The sequence below is a fragment of the Oceaniglobus indicus genome (genome assembly GCF_002751875.1).
Lineage (GTDB): Bacteria > Pseudomonadota > Alphaproteobacteria > Rhodobacterales > Rhodobacteraceae > Oceaniglobus > Oceaniglobus indicus.
In genome coordinates, this window is the sequence record NZ_NMZM01000004.1 from 201,282 (window position 1) to 219,453 (window position 18,172).

The 18,172-nt window shown below is 66.3% G+C and carries 12 protein-coding genes; 5 read left to right on the forward strand and 7 right to left on the reverse strand.

Translation table 11 applies throughout. From position 1 onward, the window contains the following. Positions 1–20 precede the first annotated feature (20 nt). A complete protein-coding gene (gene cobS, locus CFP68_RS08120) occupies positions 21–791 on the reverse strand; it encodes an adenosylcobinamide-GDP ribazoletransferase (RefSeq protein WP_099826410.1) in 771 nt (256 codons plus the stop codon). A 77-nt stretch (positions 792–868) separates the two neighbouring features. Between cobS and cobT the strand changes: the two genes are divergently transcribed. Beyond that, positions 869–1,885: a nicotinate-nucleotide--dimethylbenzimidazole phosphoribosyltransferase gene (gene cobT, locus CFP68_RS08125; RefSeq protein WP_099826411.1), complete on the forward strand. Its 1,017-nt coding sequence runs from the start codon at positions 869–871 to the stop codon at positions 1,883–1,885. Positions 1,886–1,987: 102 nt separating this feature from the next. On the opposite strand, the gene CFP68_RS08130 is transcribed toward cobT, so the two are convergent. Next, the gene (locus CFP68_RS08130) at positions 1,988–3,967 is read right to left on the reverse strand and encodes a cation:proton antiporter domain-containing protein (RefSeq protein ID WP_099826412.1); all 1,980 of its coding nucleotides are present in this window, start codon (positions 3,965–3,967) and stop codon (positions 1,988–1,990) included. 157 nt (positions 3,968–4,124) lie between these two features. Next, positions 4,125–7,238, reverse strand: coding sequence for a hypothetical protein (locus CFP68_RS08135; protein ID WP_099826413.1), 3,114 nt, complete (start codon positions 7,236–7,238; stop codon positions 4,125–4,127). 161 nt (positions 7,239–7,399) lie between these two features. Here CFP68_RS08135 and CFP68_RS08140 point away from each other — a divergent pair, with 161 nt between their 5' ends. Then, positions 7,400–8,128, forward strand: a complete 729-nt coding sequence (locus CFP68_RS08140; protein WP_206601898.1) for an SIMPL domain-containing protein — start codon at positions 7,400–7,402, stop codon at positions 8,126–8,128. A 21-nt stretch (positions 8,129–8,149) separates the two neighbouring features. On the opposite strand, the gene CFP68_RS08145 is transcribed toward CFP68_RS08140, so the two are convergent. From CFP68_RS08145 to CFP68_RS08160, 4 genes are all read right to left on the reverse strand, one after another. Then, positions 8,150–9,187, reverse strand: coding sequence for a sensor histidine kinase (locus CFP68_RS08145; RefSeq protein WP_099826415.1), 1,038 nt, complete (start codon positions 9,185–9,187; stop codon positions 8,150–8,152). Positions 9,188–9,316: 129 nt separating this feature from the next. Next, positions 9,317–10,606 carry an O-acetylhomoserine aminocarboxypropyltransferase/cysteine synthase family protein gene (locus CFP68_RS08150; protein WP_099826416.1) on the reverse strand — a complete coding sequence of 430 codons (1,290 nt, stop codon included), beginning with the start codon at positions 10,604–10,606 and terminating at the stop codon, positions 9,317–9,319. Positions 10,607–10,699: 93 nt separating this feature from the next. Further along, positions 10,700–11,728, reverse strand: coding sequence for a hypothetical protein (locus CFP68_RS08155; RefSeq protein ID WP_099826417.1), 1,029 nt, complete (start codon positions 11,726–11,728; stop codon positions 10,700–10,702). Positions 11,729–11,815: 87 nt separating this feature from the next. Continuing rightward, positions 11,816–12,370 carry a cupin domain-containing protein gene (locus tag CFP68_RS08160; protein WP_099826418.1) on the reverse strand — a complete coding sequence of 185 codons (555 nt, stop codon included), beginning with the start codon at positions 12,368–12,370 and terminating at the stop codon, positions 11,816–11,818. A gap of 227 nt (positions 12,371–12,597) precedes the next feature. Here CFP68_RS08160 and gabT point away from each other — a divergent pair, with 227 nt between their 5' ends. The 3 genes from gabT to CFP68_RS08175 all read left to right on the forward strand — a co-directional run bounded on the left by gabT (position 12,598) and on the right by CFP68_RS08175 (position 18,133). Further along, positions 12,598–13,926, forward strand: a complete 1,329-nt coding sequence (gene gabT, locus CFP68_RS08165; protein WP_169961462.1) for a 4-aminobutyrate--2-oxoglutarate transaminase — start codon at positions 12,598–12,600, stop codon at positions 13,924–13,926. A 360-nt stretch (positions 13,927–14,286) separates the two neighbouring features. Continuing rightward, complete coding sequence (locus CFP68_RS08170; RefSeq protein ID WP_099826420.1) at positions 14,287–15,243, forward strand: TAXI family TRAP transporter solute-binding subunit; 957 nt, start codon at positions 14,287–14,289, stop codon at positions 15,241–15,243. Positions 15,244–15,358: 115 nt separating this feature from the next. Then, on the forward strand, positions 15,359–18,133 hold the full coding sequence (locus CFP68_RS08175) for a TRAP transporter permease (RefSeq protein WP_099826421.1): 2,775 nt from the start codon (positions 15,359–15,361) through the stop codon (positions 18,131–18,133). Positions 18,134–18,172: the final 39 nt, after the last annotated feature.

The window sequence follows — 18,172 nt, forward strand, 5'->3', positions numbered from 1 at the left end:
CGGGCGGCGTTTTTTTGTCGTTACCCACCAAGCATGGCGGCGAACACGCCAAGCGCGCCGATTTCAGCCAGTTGCTGGGCCGCGCCCAGAACATCGCCGGTCTGCCCGCCGATCCGGCGCCGGGCCAGTTTGGCCAGCGCCCAGGTGGTCAGGGCAATGACCGCAAGAGCCACAAAAGCCGCGACACCCGTGCACACCAGCGCGACTGTCAGGGCAAGCAAGGCGCCGAGAAGGGCCGCGCGTGCCGACGGTCGGCCGACCAACACCGACAACCCGCCGGGGCGGGCAGACGCAAGGTGGCGCGAGACAAAGGCCATTGGCGCGCGGGACAGCGCGCCGGCGGCAATCACGGCGACCCACCCCGCGCCCAGCGTGAACAGCGTCGCCAAGGCGGACCAACGCAACCCGAATGACACGATCAGCGCGATGGTGCCGTAACTGCCGATCTGGCTGTCCTTCATGATCGCCAGACGCCGTTCCGGGGTCGAGCCGCCCCAGAACCCGTCAACCGTATCGGCCAACCCGTCCTCGTGAAGCGCCCCGGTCATGGCCGCGCTGGTGGCCAAGGTCAGCCCGGCTGCAAAGGTGGCCGAGATGCCGACCTGCATCCCCAATGCGCCGATCGCGCCCGACAGGGTGCCCACCACCGCGCCGGCGACAGGCCATGCCCACGCCGCGCGCGCGCCACGCTGTCCATGACCGTGTGCCGCGGCGGGCAGGGGAAGCCGGGTCAGCAGGCCGAGCGCAGCCAGGAGGTCACCCGCGCGGGGCAGGTCGGTTTTGTCGGGCATGGGACGATTTCCGGCTGTCATGTCAACACGGCGAACGCTAACAGACCGGCAGGTGAACCGGAACGAGGCGACATGCAATGACCGAACATTCCCTGACCGGCGATGCCCTGCGCACGCACCTGGCCGACTTGTCCGTCGCGGACGAAACGGCGCGCGCTGGCGCCGCAGCGCGCAACAGCCGGTTGACGAAGCCCGCGGGTGCCCTGGGCCGACTCGAAGATCTCGCACAATGGTATGCCGGATGGCGGGGCGACGCGCGCCCCACGCTGGCGCGGCCCCAGGTGATCGTGTTCGCCGGCAATCACGGCGTCGCCGCCCGCGGCGTGTCGGCGTTTCCGCCCGAGGTGACGGTGCAGATGGTCGCGAACTTCCGCACCGGCGGCGCCGCAATCAATCAACTGGCCCGCGCGTTCGGCGCCCGCATCGACATTCACGCGCTGACGCTGGAGCGGCCGACCGCGGATTTCACCCTGGCCCCCGCCATGGACCCGGTCGAATTCGACGCCGCGCTGTCGGCCGGATGGGACGCGGTGGCGTCGGATGCGGATCTGATCGTCGTCGGCGAGATGGGCATCGGCAACACGACAGCCGCCGCCGCCGTATCCGCGGCCCTGTTCGGTGGCGGCGCGACCGCCTGGACCGGACGCGGCACCGGGGTGGACGATACCGCGCTGGCCGGCAAGCGGGCCGTGGTCGATGCCGGACTGGCCTTTCACGGCCCGATGAGCGATGATCCGCTGGAGGCGCTGCGCCGGTTCGGCGGGCGCGAGATGGCCGCCATCGCAGGCGCGGTGATGCATGCGCGCGCCCGGCGGATCCCGGTGATCCTGGACGGGTTCGTCTGCACGGCCGCCGTTGCACCGCTGGCGCTGATGGCGCCGGGTGCGCTGGATCATTGCGTTGCCGGACACCTGTCGGCCGAAGGAGCCCATGGGGCGCTGCTTGAAAAACTGGGCAAGTTGCCGCTGTTGTCGCTTGGCCTGCGCCTGGGCGAGGCATCGGGGGCGGCGCTGGCAATCGGTGTGCTGAAGGGCGCGCTTGCCTGTCATTCAGGCATGGCAACCTTCGACGAAGCCGGGGTTGCGGACGGGTGATCATGCGCCCCTGCGGCATGGCGTGGTGAGCGTCGCAGTGCGCTCCGCGCGGGAGTATTTCAGTCAGTAAGAAGCCACAGCGTGCGCCAACGGCCGCGCGCCTCAATCATCGTCGCCGGTGCGGGCCCGCCGCTCCTGGAGGCGTTGGACGAGCGCGGTTTCGAGATCCTTGTTCAGCTCGCGCGCGCGGGCGACATAGGCCTCGTTTTCCTCGACGGGCTTGCCCGGCTCCCACAGGCCGGCCAGCTCCAGCATGGCCCGGCGATCCATCCTGAAGAACTCGTGTTCCATTTCGACAGCTTCATAGTCGGGAATGCCCATGTGTTCGAGAACATAGCGGCCCGCGCGCAGAGAGCTGTCGAACATCTCGCGCACGATGTCGTTGGCGCCCGCGGCATAAAGTTCATAGACATGCACGCGGTCGTAGGCGCGGGCGACGATATGCAGGTCGGGACGGACCGCCCGGGCATGGGTGACGAGGTTGATCGCGGCCTGGCGGCCATCCATGGCGACGACCAGCACGCGGGCGTTTTCGATTCCCGCGGCGTGGAGCAATTCGGGGCGGGTCGGGTCGCCGAAAAAGCCCTTGAAGCCGAACTTGCGCATGACCTGGATGGTGGTGAGGTTGTGATCCAGCACCGTGGTCTTGAACCCGGCGGTCTGGATCATTCGGTTGATCACCTGGCCGAAGCGGCCGACGCCGGCGATGATGATGGGTTGCTGGTCGTCGATTTCGTCCGGGTCGGGGTTGTCGGTGGTGTCGGTGATGCGCTTGGACACCGCCTCGTAGGCGATGAAGAACAGGGGTGTCAGCAGCATCGAGAGGGCGACCACCAACAGAATTTCCTGGGCCAGCTCCATCGGCAAGACGTTGGTCGATAACGAGAACGAGACCAGCACGAAGCCGAATTCGCCGGCCTGCGCCAATCCGAGGGTGAAAAGCCAGCGGTCGCGCCCCCTGATCCGGAAGATGAGCGCAAGAAAGAAAAGCACGCAGCCCTTGATCGCCATCACGGCCAGGGTCAGGCCCAGCAGCACGAAGGGTTCGGCGAAGAACACGGTAAAGTTGACGCCCGCACCCACCGTTATGAAGAACAACCCCAGCAACAGGCCCTTGAACGGCTCGATATCCGCGACCAGCTGATGGCGGAACTCGGAGTTGGCCAGGACGACGCCGGCGAGAAACGTGCCGAGGGCAGGCGAGAGACCGACCACGGTCATCAGGAACGCGATCGAGATCACGATCAGCAATGCGAGCGCGACGTGAAGCTCGCGCAGGCGGGCGGTGTGCACGAAGCGGAAGATCGGGCGGGTGCCGAAGGCGCCGAAGATCACGATCAGCCCGACAGCCGCCACGGTGACCAGCGTGATCCCCCAGGCCGGCAGGCTTTGCACCAGGCTGACGGCCGCTTCGGCGGCTTTTGCCGGCTCGCCCGATGTCATCACCTGTGTGGCGTCGCCGACGTCGTCGACGATTTCAGCGGCCGAATCGAGGGTTTGGCCGTGGACAGCCGGCGGGTGTGCCGGCGCATCGCCCCGGCCCCCCGAAGCCACGCCGTCGGCCGCCCCTTGCAGCGCCAGCAGCGGAAGCAGGGTCAGCATCGGGATGACGGCCACGTCCTGGGTCAGCAGGACCGAAAACATCGAACGCCCCCCTGACGTCTGGATCAACCCCTTTTCCGACAGGGTTTGCAGCACGATGGCGGTGGAGGACAGCGCGAAGATCATGCCGATCGCGACGGCCTGGTTGACCGGGATCGACAGGGCGATGGCCGCCCCGCTGATCAGGCCCATGGTCAACAGCACCTGAAGGCCGCCCAGACCGATCAATCGATGGCGCATGGCCCAGAGCGCGCGCGGCTCAAGCTCGAGGCCGATCACGAACAGCATCATGACGACGCCGAATTCGGCGAAATGCTGCCATTCGGTGGCCTCGGCGCCGACCAGGTGCACCACGGGGCCGATTATGATGCCCGCCGCGAGATAGCCGAGGACCGATCCCAGCCCCAGACGTGCGGCGATCGGCACCGCGAGAACCGCGGCGGCCAGATAGATCGAAGCCTGATAGAGGAAGGATTCCATAAGGGTGTCTCTTGGGGGCGGTGTCAGACAATCGCCGGGTGCCGCCGGAAGATCAACAAAGAAGCGGGAGTCATGCGCCCGGCACTAGGAGTGGCGTTCGCGGTGCGCATTGCCGACCAAGGGGGCGCGCCACTAGGCGCGCCCGCCCAAGTGCCGGTTAGCCGTTGGGCATGGACAATGTCACGTTGCGCCCCCGCTTGGTATAGCTGAGGTTGCTTTGACCGATCGCGGCCACGCGACCGCCATCGACGCTGTCTCCGACCTTGACCTTGACGAATTTCCCCGAAGGCAGGCGAACGAGGGCCCGACGGTTCGATGTGCTGCCGTAGACGCCGATCAGGTTGACCTTGCCCAGGTTGATCGCCTTCTTGATCGTGGCGCGCTGTGTGACCGATGCCTTGCTCGGGATGCGCGGTGTGGTGACGGCGGCCGCGCTGGCGACCTGGGTGGTCGTGGCGGTCCGGGGCGCTGGCGTGGCGACTTGGGGCGCGGGCGCTGCGGCGAGCCGTTTCGCCGCGGCGGCAGCCAGACCGGCCGGGCGTTGCCGCGGCGTTCGGGACTGTGCGACCGCGAACGGGCTGACCGGTTCCGTGGGCTCCAGCGCCTGTTCCAGTGCTTCGCGGACAGCGTCCGACGAGACGGGGGTGTCGATCACCAGATCGGCCGGTGCCGCGCGGGGCGGAACGGCGGCCCGTGCGACCAGCAGGCTCGCGGCGCGCGTGGCTTCGGCCGCGGCGTCTCCGGGCGAGGGCGCGGCGGCGGCGATGCTCTCGGGTCGCGGACGGGGTGTGATGCCCGGCAATTCGACTTGCGGCGCGATCCGATCGGTGTCGAGCGTGGTCTGCTCGTTGACGGGTGCGGCGTCGGCGGGCCGATCCCGCGGTCGGATGCGCGGCAGATCCGGCTGGGTTGCGGGCGTCGGCGCAAGAGAGGCGGGGCGCGCCGGTCTGTCGGGTGGCGTGATGGGCGGCGGCCCTTGGGTCACGACGATCCCCTCGGGCGACACCGCGCCGTCCGGGGTGGCCTGAACCAGGCCGCGGTCGTCCAGATCGAAGGTGCGTCCAGGCGGTGCCGGGGGCGTTGGCGATGCGGGCAGCGCGGGTGCGGCGGGATCGGGCAGACGCGCGACATCGCGGCTGGCGATGCTGTCGTCCACCGAAGCGGCATAAAGTTCGTCGATGCGATCAATGGTCGGCGCTTCGGGATTGTCCGGGGCGCGGTTCCAGATTCCGGTGGTGGCATAGCGCGAGACGACGGAATCGCCGTCCATCGGCGTTTCGGCCAAGGCGCGCTGCAGCGGGTCGGGCGACGGACGCGCAGGCAGGGGGGCCGGTGCATCGGTTTCGGTCGTCGGCTGGATTTCCGCGGCCGGCGGTGCGCTGGGTGCACGGGGGGCGGCGGTATCGACCCGGGCATCGGGTTCCGGCGCGGAACTTGCGCCGGGCGTTTCGGCCGAATCCATGGCGTTGCCCGGCAGCGCCGCGATCTCGGTTTCCGGGGATGCCGGTGCCTCGGTCGCCGCCTGCTCGGGCAGGGCGGGTTCGGGCGTTGCGGACTCGGCGGTTTCGGGCGCCGGGTCTTGCGAGGCAGAGGAGACCGGATCGGCAAGCCGCGCGACCTCGGCTGCGGTTTCGCTGCCATCGTCGCCAACCACGTCGCGGTCGCCCAACACGAAAAACGCGGTCCAGACGCCAACGGCAAGGATCACCGCGACCACAAGACCGATCACAACCGGCAGGATGGCGCGCGATGTTCTGGTCTGGCTGCGGGCGCCGAAAACCGTCATCGCCTCGGCTTCGTTCAGGCGCGATCGGGGCGCAACGGTGGACGGCGCTGCCTTGAGGCTTTCGGCCGCGCGCTCGGCGGCGGGCGGCGTGCCGGTGGGTGTGACGCGGGGCTGTCCGCCTGCAAGGGGGCGGCGTGCGCCGGGCTTCGGGGTTTCGCCGGCGGTGCCACGCAGGGGCGCAGCGGAACCATCGGCGCGGGCGTCGGTGGCGGGCTTGGGCGCTCGTCCGGGCAGGTCGGGCAGGGGGGCGCGACGCGGTGGTGGCGGCGGAACATCGGCGCCCGGCACGTCCGGCGGGCCGTCGGGGCCGGCCCCGAACCGCGCCGCCAGTCGGCTGAGGCGGCTTTCGCTGCCCTCGGCACCGGGTGCCGGCGTAGCCGCCGGTTTGCGCCGTGAGGAAAACGACAGCGGAACAGGGGGAATCTCGTCGAATTCCATCGCCGCTGCGGTATCGGCGTTCAGCGGCGCGCGTCCTGGCGGCGCCGATGGCGGGCGCTTGGCAGGAACGGACGGGGCGTCCGCCGTCTTGACCGGTGCATCGGGGGTGCCGGCTTGCGCGGGGACCTCGGCCGTCGCGGGCACGGGGGGCGGCGGCTTTTTCCGTGGTTCGGCATCCGCGGCCGGGGCGGGCTTCGGCGGTTTGTCGCCTTTCACCGCGGTGTCATCACCGCGGTCCGACGCCTTCGTGCGGCTGCCGGTGGCCGATTCCACGGCCTCTTCGCCGCCTGATTCGCGGACGGGTTCAACGACCGGCGCCTTGGCCTCAGCCGGTGCAGGCTTGCTTTCTGCCTTGTCCTTGGGCGCGCTGGCCGGTTCCGCCTGCTTGTCCGCGCGGGCGGGCACCTCTGGGTTTGCCGTTTCCGATTTTGCCGCGTCGGCCGCTGCGTTTGCCAGGTCGTGGGCACGCAGTTCTTCGGCGGCGGCTTCCAATGCGGCGGCTTCGGCTTCCGCCTTGGCCTCGGCCGCTTGTCGGCTGCGCAGCAATGCCGTTGGTCCGAAGTTGATCGGCCCGCCGAATTTGCCGGCCTCGGGCACGGCAAGGAATCGCACCGGATTGAACGATTTGCCCACCGCGAAGGCTTCGGCTTCGGCCAGCGTTTCCCGCGCGACGGCCGCTACCGACAGTTCCTTGCGGTTCTTCAGACGCCAGATATAGACGAGATCATCCAGCGGATAGGGCGTCATCCCGTCCAACTCGTCGCGCACGGCGGCTTCACGGGCCGCCTTGCGCTGGCCGTTCCCGGTGCCAGCGGACACCTCGGGATGATCCAGCGTCGTGAACAGGATTTCGGAATTCGGGATGACCACCTGGGTGGTCATCGGCAGGTCGCTGGATTCGGCCGCGCGGTTGCGCAGGTCGGTGATATTGGTATCGAAATCGGGATCGGACAGTGAAACCTCGCCCAGCAGGACGGGCGGCTCCTGGGTCAGATCGAACAGTCTGATTCCGGACGGGGAAAGATCGAGTGAGAAATTCGGCTTCATATCAGCGGTCTACCATGTGTCGACGCGCGCGGGAGTCCCCGGCCCGGTTCAGGCGGATCTGTAGCAGCTTTCCGCCGAAAAATACAAAACAGCTTTCGGTCCGTTAATCGAGTATCAATGTTAACAAACCGAAAATCCCAAGGAAAGGGTTCACGATGAGGATGGAGCAAGGACGAGCGGGATGGAAAGCGGCCCTGGCGGTCTGCGCGATGTGCGCGCTGCCGCTTGGCACGGCGGCGCGCGCGCAGGACGCTGCTGCAACGCCGGACGCCGGGCGCCTGACGGTGATGGGCGAGGGCAGCGTTTCGGTGGTGCCGGACATGGCCATCCTGACGCTGGGCGTGCAGACTGAGGATTCTGCGGCAACGGCCGCATTCGACGCGGCCAGCGCCACGATGGAGAAGATTCTGGCGGCGCTGCGCGACAGCGGGATCGAGGCTGGCGATCTGCAGACCAGCGGCCTGTCGCTGTCGCCGGTCTATGGCGAGCGGTACGAGGATGCGCCGCGCGCGCCGACGATGTATCGCGCGTCGTCCGATCTGAACGTGCGGGTGCGTGATCTTGACCGGCTCGGCGCCGTGATCGACGCTGCAGCCAAGGCCGGCGGCAACAGTTTCGGCGGGCTGCGCTTTGCCTTGTCCGACCCGGACGAGGCCGAAAATGCCGCGCGCCGCGCCGCGGTGCAGGATGCACAGGACAAGGCCGCGCTGTTCGCGGACGCGGCGGGGCAAACGATAGGTGGCGTGATCGAGATGGACGAGACGCAGACCGGCGGTGGCCCGATGCCGATGATGGAAGCGTCCGTCATGCGGTCGATGCCGGCGGCCGAGGGCACGCTGGACGTGCAGGCCGGTGTGCGGATCGTCTTCGCGCTTTCGCCGCAGCCGTGATCGAAAACGCGGGGCGATGCGTCAGGCGTCGCCCCCGTCGGGATCGTGGCCGTCCAGGTAATCGGGAAACCAGACGGTGACGGTGGTGCCGTCGGACGAGCTTTCCAGCCGGCTTTCACCGTCGATCTGCGTGACGAACGCCTCGGTCAGCTTGCTGCCCGCACCGCTGCCCAGGATAAGGCCGTGGCCCATGCCGCCACCGTCGTCGGCAACCTGCAGGCGCAGCTTGGCGCCATCGCGCGTCAGGCTGACATCGATCCGGCCCTGTGCCTTGTCGGTGAACGCGTATTTCAGCGCATTCGTCACCAGTTCGTTGACGATCAGGCCCAGCGGCACCGCCGTGCGCGTGCTGAGGGGGATGGCATCCAGATGCGGCCGGAGGATCACGCGTGAGGCATCGGTCACCGATTGCGCCAGACCGTCCAGCACCGCGCCGAGATAGGTGTCGGCCTGCACCCGGTCCACCGTGTCGGCGCTGTTCAGGGTCTTGTAGAGCACGGCAAGCGCATGAACCCGGTCGCGGACCTTCACCAGCGGGCGGGTGACGTCGGGATTGCTGCGCTTGCGCGCTTCCATGGCGACGATCCCGGAAATCATGCTGAGACTGTTCATCACGCGGTGGTTCAGCTCGACCAGCATCGCGCGGGCCCGTTTCAGATCGTTGTCCCGGCGCGCGGCAAGACGCCGGGCGCGGCTGATGTCGCGAAAGGTCAGCGCGAAATGGCCGGGGGCCGACAGGGGCGCGACGAACACGTCGAAATCGCGTTTGAATGCCGGTTGGAAATGACAGAAGCGGTGCGGTTTGCGCGCCTGGACGATTTCGGCGCATTTGGCGATGAACGCGGGATCCACCCCCGAAAACAGCTCAAGCGCGGTGCGACCCTCGGCGTCGCCGATGCCGGTGATGCGGGCAAAAGCGGGATTGGGCCGGGTGATCACGAAGTCCGGCGCAGACCCGTCCGCATCATCGACCATCCGACAGATGCAGAACGCATCGTCGGACAGCGCAAGGAACTCGAGAATCTCGGGCTCGCTGTTGGGGTGTGCATCTCTGGGCATGGCGGCCGAAACTCAAAAGCTGGTCGTTGGCCCGTGCATTACAGTGGCCCGCGAAGGGAGGGAAGCCGATATGCCCCGATCGTGTGGCGCGGGGCTGTATCGGATGCCCGCACCACACGACCGCCCGTGTCAGGCGGTGGCCTTGGCCAGGGCCTGATCCAGATCGGCGATCAGGTCTTCGACGTTCTCGGTGCCGATGGACAGGCGCACGAGTTCCGGGGCCGCACCGGCCGCGCGCTGCTGGGCTTCGTCCAGCTGGCGGTGGGTGGTCGAGGCCGAATGGATCACCAGCGACCGGGTATCGCCAAGGTTCGCCACGTGCGAGAAGATCTCGAGCGCCTCGATCAGTTTCACGCAGGCGTCATAGCCGCCCTTGACCGCAAAGGTGAACAGGCCGCCGGCGCCGCGCGGGCAGACGGTTTTCGTCCGCTCGTAATAGGGCGAGCTTTCCAGCCCGGCATAGGTGACGTATTCGACGCGCGGATCGTCCTCGAGCCACTTGGCCACCTTCACCGCGTTCTCGACGTGGCGTTCCATGCGCAGGCTCAGGGTTTCGATCCCCATCAGCGTGTAATGCGCCGCCTGCGGGTTCATCGTCATGCCGAGGTCGCGCAGCCCGATGGCGATGCCGTGGAAGGTATAGGCCAGGGGGCCGAACGTCTCGTGGAACTTGAGGCCGTGATAGGCGGGTTCCGGCTGGCTGAGCGACGGGAACTTGTCCGATGCCGACCAGTCGAATTTGCCCGAATCGACGATGCAGCCGCCGGTGACGGTGCCGTTGCCGGTCAGGTACTTGGTGGTGGAGTGCACGACCAGCGACGCGCCGTGATCGAACGGGCGGCACAGGTATGGCGTGGCCGTGGTGTTGTCGACGATCAGCGGGATACCGGCGGCATCGGCGATGTCGGCAATGGCGCGCACGTCCATGATATAGCCGCCGGGGTTGGCGATCGCTTCGCCGAAGATGGCGCGGGTGTCATCGTTGATGGCGGCCTTGACGGCATCGGTGTCGTCGAAGTCGACAAAGGTCGCGGACCAGCCGAAGCGTTTGATCGTCTGGGTGAATTGCGTGACCGTTCCGCCATAGAGGCGCGTGGAGGCGATGATGTTCTTGCCCGGCGACATCAGCGGGAACAGCGCCATGATCTGGGCCGCGTGACCCGACGAACAGCACACCGCGCCGACGCCGCCTTCCAGGGTTGCGATCCGTTCCTGCAATACCGCGACCGTGGGGTTGGTCAGGCGCGAATAGATGTATCCGACCTCTTGCAGGTTGAACAGCGCGGCGGCGTGATCGGCATCGCGGAACACATAGGCCGTAGTCTGATAGATCGGCGTCTGGCGCGCGCCGGTGGCCGGGTCGGGCCGCGATCCGGCGTGGATCTGCAAGGTGTCGAAGCCATAGGTGGTGTCGGACATGAGAACGCATCCCTTTCATTGTTTGTCGTGGCTTTAGTGCAAAGGGCGCAGGTGATCAACGACGCCCGACAGCGCGGCGGAAAGCGCGCGCTGCTAGCGCATCCAGAACCCGTTCTTGCGAATCCGATTGCGGATCGCCTGTTCGCGGCGCGGCAGGTCGTCTTGATCGAACAGCGCGCGCACCTTGCGCCCCTGGCCGTGCAGCACCATCTTGCGCAGCGGCTTCCAGTCCTTCAGCACCTTCTTGACCCGGTTCGGCGCGGCGATACGCTCGACCAGGTCCACCACCGCGTCGCTTTCGCGCGCGTAAAGCAGTGGCAGCATCCGGTAATGGCATGAATGGCTGCCATCCAGCGTGCCTTGGGGCAGGGTATGGCGCCCGCCTCCGAAGGAATGCACCACCAGCGGCAGCGCCACCTGATCCAGCCAGGGAAACATCTGCTGGCAGACCAATTCGCGCGGCGGATCATCGCGGATCGTCAGCGCATAATCGAGGAACCGCGCGCCGAACGCCGCCGGGTCGGAATGGAAGAACCAGCCGGCGTTGAAATACAGATACCGTTGCCAGTATTCGTCCGGCTGCGACAGGTCCAAGGACGACGCGAAATCCAGCCCGAACCGATCATGAAGCGATTTCCAGATCTCGGTATATCCGGGGCCGTAAAGCTCGATCCGGGGCCATGTTCCTTCGCGACGCATGGACGCGGACGGGCGGTTGAAATCGAACGGCAGGCGTGACAGCGGCCCGGTGATCAACGTATCGCTGTCGAAAAAGACGAAGGGTTCGCCCGCGGGCAGGCAGGACAGGCCTTCGATCTTGTTGCCGTTCGGATAGCCGGCGCCGAAATGGTGCGATTCGAACGGCCGGATCTCGGCCCCGAAATGATCCGTCAGCAGGGCGCGCAGGTCGGCGTTGCGGATGCGCGGATCATCGGGCCACAGCGGGCCGGGCTGGGGTTCGCCGATGATCAGTTTGCCGGTAAATCCAGGATCGCTTTCGCGCAGCGATGCGGCGAACAGCGCGGCCTCATGGGCAAGCCGCCCCTCCTGGGCCACGATGAAGATGTTGAAATGGCGGGGCGGGTCGGCCGTATCGGCGGCGGCGTCGCGAAGATTGCCCATGATGATCTCTCCGATACCTGTGCCCCCTCCTGAGTAAGCGGATGGTGGCGGGGGTCAAGACGGCCCGTTCGCACGGCACCCGCTGCGTCAGAACGTCGGCGGTGTGCAGGCGCTGATGATTTCGCACACGGCGTCGGACGTGTTCCTGAACCGGTGGGGCAGGGTGCTGTCGAAGAGGTAGCCGTCGCCGGGGCTCAGGACGCTTGTCTGGCCGTCCACAGTCACCTCGATCTGGCCGCGCACGACCACCCCGGCTTCCTCGCCGGTGTGCGAGATCGCCTTGGGGCCGGTGTCGGCGCCGGGGGGGTAGGTTTCGTGCAGCACCTGAAGCGAATGGCGCGTCGCATCCCCCAGCTGGCGCAGCGACAGACCGTTGGCGCCGGCGGGGGCCAGTTCGGTGAATTCGTCGGCGCGAAAGAAGACGCGGCGGTTGCGCGCTTCCTCCTCGAACGACGAAAAGAACTCGGACATGCTCATCGGGATGGCGTCCAGCAGGCTTTTCAGCGACGCGACCGAGGGCGATGTCCGGTTCTTCTCGATCAGCGAGATGGTGCCGTTGGTCAGCCCGGCGCGCGCCGCCAGTTCGCGTTGCGACAGCCCGTGGCGCTTGCGCACCGCCTGAAGTCTGCTGCCGATGTCCATGCCATATCCCTTTTGACGGTGCCGCGGGGTTTGACCGCTTACGATTGCAATATCAAGATGCGCGGGAATCTGCCCTCGTAACGCAATTTGATTTGACAACTATAATCGACAGCGTAATGAGGATTTTCAACAGCTCAGGTTTTTTCGGACGAGAGGATACGTTCATGGCCACTGCAAAGACACCCCGCAAGTCCCGCACCAAGGCAGCGGCCCATACCGCTCCGAAGATGGAGCTGGTGACGTCCGAACCCTTTGCCACCCAGAGCAATTCGGACCTGTTGTCGCGTCGCGAGGCCGCCGTGCCGCGCGGTGTCGCATCCGCCGCGCCCGTGTTCGCCGCCCATGCCGAAAACGCCGAAGTCTGGGACGTCGAGGGCAACCGCTATATCGATTTCGTCGGCGGCATCGCGGTGCTGAACACCGGTCACCGGCATCCCCGCGTCATCGCCGCCGCGATGGAGCAGGAAGCGCATTTCACCCACACCTCGTTCCAGGTCGTGCAGTATGAAGGCTATGTCGCGCTGGCCGAACGGCTGAACGCGCTGGCCCCCGGCGATGTGGCGCGCAAGACGCTGTTGGTCACCACCGGCGCCGAAGCCGTCGAAAACGCGGTCAAGATCGCCCGCGCCGCCACCGGGCGCCCGGGTGTCATCGCCTTCACCGGCGCCTATCACGGCCGCACGCTGATGACGCTGGGCATGACCGGCAAGGTGTCGCCTTACAAGAAGGACGTCGGGCCGTTCCCGGCCGACATCTTCCGCGCGCCGTTCCCGTCGGTGCGCGACGGCATCACCGTCGCCGATGCGCTGAAGGGTCTGGAAAACCTGTTCCTGACCGACGCACAGCCCGACCGCGTGGCCGCCATCATCATCGAACCCGTGCTGGGCGAGGGTGGATATGTGCCGGTTCCGGCCGAGATGCTGATCGCGCTGCGCGAAATCTGTGACAAGCACGGCATCCTGCTGATCGCGGACGAAATCCAGTCGGGTTTCGCGCGCACCGGCAAATGGTTCGCCATCGAACATTCCGGCGTCGTGCCCGATCTGATCACCGTGGCGAAATCCATGGCCGGCGGCTATCCCCTGGCCGGCGTGATCGGCCGCGCCGAGATCATGGACGCCATGGCCCCCGGCGGTCTGGGCGGCACCTATGGCGGCAACCCCGTCGCCTGTGCCGCAGCCCTGGCGGCCATCGACGTGATCGAGGAAGAGAACCTGCTGGAGCGCTCGACTCTGCTGGGCGAGCGGCTGCGCGCGCAGTTCTCCGAGATGGGCGCGCGCCTGTGTCCGAACCGGATGTGGGACATCCGTGGCCTCGGCGCGATGCTGGCGGTCGAATTCGTCACCGACTTCGAAAGCGCCACACCGGACGCCGGACTGGCCAAGGCGATCATCGCCCACGCCCTGAAGCGCGGACTGATTCTGCTGGGCTGTGGCATGCACGGCAACGCGATCCGCATCATGGTGCCGATCACGGCGCCGGACGCTATCGTGGCGGAAGGCATGGCCATGTTCGAGGCGGCATTGGCCGACGCGATGGCGGAATTGGCGAAATAATAAGCCACTCGGATCGATCCAATTCATCAGGGCGCCGGATATTTCCGGCGCCCTTTTTGCTTGAAAAACGGGATATTGGACGGCGCACTGCAGGTGACACATCATGTCCTTTCGACCGATGCGTCCAGAACGCTTGTGCAGAATAATAGACGCGGCTAGGCTGCAAGGCACCCCCGATGCCGGGGCGTGTTGCCGCACTAAGCTGTTGACGCGCGCCGGAAAACCACTTGAGGTGAAGGGTAGGTCGGGGCCGGCGTTCAACGTCCGGCCGCGACGTTCAAAAACCTGCGGCTCTGGCCGCGGGGATATAATGCGCCTCTGGCTCGACCGGGGGCGTGCGTTTCGAAACGGGAGAAATCAATGAAAACGCTCAGATATACCGCGATGGTTGGTGCGATGCTTGCGGGAACCGCCGCTGTCGCCCAGGAACGCTTCATCACCATCGGAACCGGTGGTCAGACCGGCGTCTATTTCGTGGTCGGACAGTCGATCTGTCGCCTGGTGAACCGCAACAGCGCCGAATCCGGCCTGAAGTGCACCGCGCCGTCCACCGGCGGATCGATCGCCAACATCAACGCGATCAAGGCGGGCGACATGGACATGGGCGTGGCCCAGTCCGACTGGCAATACCACGCCTACAACGGCACCTCGGAATACGAGGGTGACAAGTTCGACAAGCTGCGCGCGGTGTTTTCCGTCCATGGCGAACCGTTCACGATCATGGCCCGCCAGGACGCCAACATCGCCAACTTCGACGACATGAAGGGCAAGCGCGTCAACGTGGGCAACCCGGGCTCCGGTTCGGCGGCGACGATGGACGTCGTGCTGGAAGCCAAGGGATGGACCAAGGGCGACTTTTCGCTGGCGTCCGAGCTGAAGCCGGCCGAACAGGCCGCCGCATTGGGCGACAACAAGGTCGACGCGATCACCTATACCGTCGGCCATCCCAACGGTTCGATCCAGGAAGCGGCCTCGACCGTCGAATCGAACCTGGTGACCGTGGACGGGGAAGCGATCGACAAGCTGATCGCCGACAACCCCTATTACGCCAAGGCGACCATCCCCGGCGGCATGTATCCCGGATCGCCCGAGGATACCCAGACCTTCGGCGTGAAGGCGACGTTCGTGACCTCGGCCGATGTGCCCGAGGATGTCGTCTATGAAGTCGTCAAGGCGGTATTCGACAACTTCGACCGCTTCAAGAAGCTGCACCCGGCGTTCGAGACCCTGACCAAAGAGGGCATGATCGCCGACGGCAACTCCGCTCCGCTCCACGCCGGGGCCGAGAAGTACTACAAGGAAGCCGGCCTGATGTAATCGGCGCCGAACTTTCGGGGGGCGGTGTCGCGCCGCCCCCCGGGAGCGCGAAAAGACGACGACCAAATAAGCTGACGTCACCGGAAAAACGGGGCGCGCCAACGGGGAAAAATGTATGTCGGACACGGAAAAGCGGGACCAGGACCAGCAACAGGCGGCCGCCGTCGAACTCGGGGCGACGGGCGATCGGGGCGGATTGAGCGCGAACGAACTCGACGAACTGGTGGCATCGTCAGACACGGGTGGGCGGGCCGTTGCCGGCCCGATCGGTCTGTTCCTGACGCTGGTCGCGCTGGCGTGGTCGTTGTTCCAGCTTTACATCGCGTCACCGTTCGGTCTGTTCAACGACACCCTTGCCCGCTCGATCCATCTCGGCTTTGCGGTCTTTCTCGGCATCATGGCGTTTCCGGCGGCTAGGACGAAATTCCAGGTTGCCCTGGGCATCGTGGCGCCGCTGTTGCTGGCCGCGCTGTTCATGATCAGCGCCAAGGACGGCACCGCGACTTGGTGGATCCCGATCCCCGCGCTGTTCGTCGTTGCCACCGTCCTGCTTGGATCGCCCAAGAACCGGGTGCCGATCTGGGAATGGGCGCTGGCGCTGGTCGGGGCGTTGTGCGCGCTTTACCTGCTGATCTTCTATCGTGACATTGCCAACCGGGTCGGCGCACCGATCACGCAGGATTTCGTCGCCGCCGTCTTCGGCCTGCTGATCCTGCTTGAAGCAACGCGCCGTGCCCTGGGGCCGGCGCTGATGATCGTCGCCTCGGTGTTCCTGATCTATACCGTTCTGGGCCCGCAGATGCCTGGCATCATCGCCCACAAGGGCAATTCCCTGTCCGAAATCGTCAACCACCAGTGGATCACCACCGAAGGCGTGTTCGGTATCGCGCTGGGAGTGTCGACGTCGTTCGTGTTCCTGTTCGTGCTGTTCGGCTCGCTTCTGGACAAGGCCGGGGCGGGCAATTACTTCATCCAGGTGGCGTTTTCGCTGATGGGTCACATGCGCGGCGGCCCGGCCAAGGCGGCGGTCGTCGCGTCGGCCATGACCGGCCTGATCTCGGGCTCGTCCATCGCCAACGTCGTGACCACCGGCACGTTCACCATTCCGCTGATGAAAAAGGTCGGCTTCAGTTCCGAGAAGGCCGGCGCGGTCGAGGTTGCGTCATCGGTCAACGGCCAGATCATGCCGCCCGTCATGGGAGCGGCCGCGTTCCTAATGGTCGAATATGTCGGGATCCCGTATTTCGACGTGGTCAAACACGCCTTCCTGCCCGCTGTCATCAGCTATATCGCGCTGGTCTATATCGTGCATCTCGAGGCGATGAAGGCCGGGATGCAGGGTCTGCCGCGCGCCTATACACCGAAACCCATCGTCCAGCGGCTGATCGGCATCGCCTTTGCCATTGCGGTGATCTGTGCGCTGTCGTTTGGCGTCTATTACGGCATGGGCTGGCTTCGCCCGGCGTTCCCGCAGACTGCCGGCTATATCGTCTTTGTCTTCCTGACGGTCGTCTATGTCGCGCTGCTGTATGTCGCCAGCCGCGAGGCGCCGCTGAAGATGGACGACCCCAACGCCGAGGTGACATCGCTGCCGCTGCCGGGTCCGACAGCGCGTGCCGGTCTGCACTTCATCCTGCCGGTGGTGGTGCTGGTCTGGGCGCTGATGGTGGACCGCCTGTCGCCCGGCCTGTCGGCCTTCTGGGCGTCGGCGTTCATGATCTTCATCCTGCTGACCCAGCGTCCGCTGACGGAACTGATGCGTGGCACCAGCCATATGGCATCGGATTTCCGTGCCGGGTTCATGGATCTGATCGACGGTCTGGTCACCGGCGCGCGCAACATGATCGGCATCGGCATCGCCACGGCGACGGCGGGCATCATCGTCGGTGTCGTGTCGCAGACCGGGGTCGGCGCCTCGCTGGCCGATGTGGTCGAGGTGCTGTCGGGTGGCAACATCCTGGCGATCCTGTTCCTGACGGCGATCCTGTCGCTGATCCTTGGAATGGGGCTGCCGACGACGGCGAACTACATCGTCGTGTCGGCCCTGCTGGCGCCGGTCATCGTGACGCTGGGCCAGCAGAACGGACTGATCGTGCCGCTGATCGCGGTTCACCTTTTCGTGTTCTACTTCGGCATCATGGCGGATGTCACACCGCCCGTCGGCCTTGCCAGTTTCGCGGCGGCGGCGGTGTCGGGGGGCGATCCGATCAAGACAGGTCTGGTGGCGTTCTTCTATTCGCTGCGCACCGCCGCGTTGCCGTTCCTGTTCATCTTCAACACCGAGTTGTTGCTGATCGACGTGACGATCGTGCAGGGCGTCTTTGTCTTCATTGTCGCGACGGTGGCGATGCTGCTGTTCGCGGCGGCGACCCAGGGATGGTTCCTGACCCGCAACCGGATCTATGAATCGATCGCGCTGCTTTTGATCGCTTTCACCTTGTTCCGGCCCGGTTTCTGGATGGATTACGTCTCGCCCCCCTACGTCGAGGCCGACCCGTCCGAGATCGCGGCCGCCGCCGATGCGACCCCCGCGGGGAGCGAGCTTCGCATCCGGGTGCTGGGTGTCGGCGACTTCGGCGATCCGCTGGAGTTCGTCGCGATCCTGCCCATCGGTCCCGGCGCCACGGGTGAGGAAAAGCTGGAAAATGCGGGCCTGACCTTCCGCGAGGATGGCGACAAGATGATCATCGACGACGTCACCTATGGCAGCCCGGCGGCCGGTGCCGGGTTCGATTGGGACCAGGAAGTGGTGCGCGTGCTGAAGCCAACAGCGCAGCCGTCGAAGTACCTGATGTTCATCCCGGCCCTTGCGCTTCTGGCGCTTGTGGTGTTCCTGCAACGCGGACGCGCCGCCAACGCCGCGCGTCGGCCCGATGCACGCGCCGCATAGGGGCCGGGCCGGAATGTCAGGTTCCGGCTGCTGCCCTCG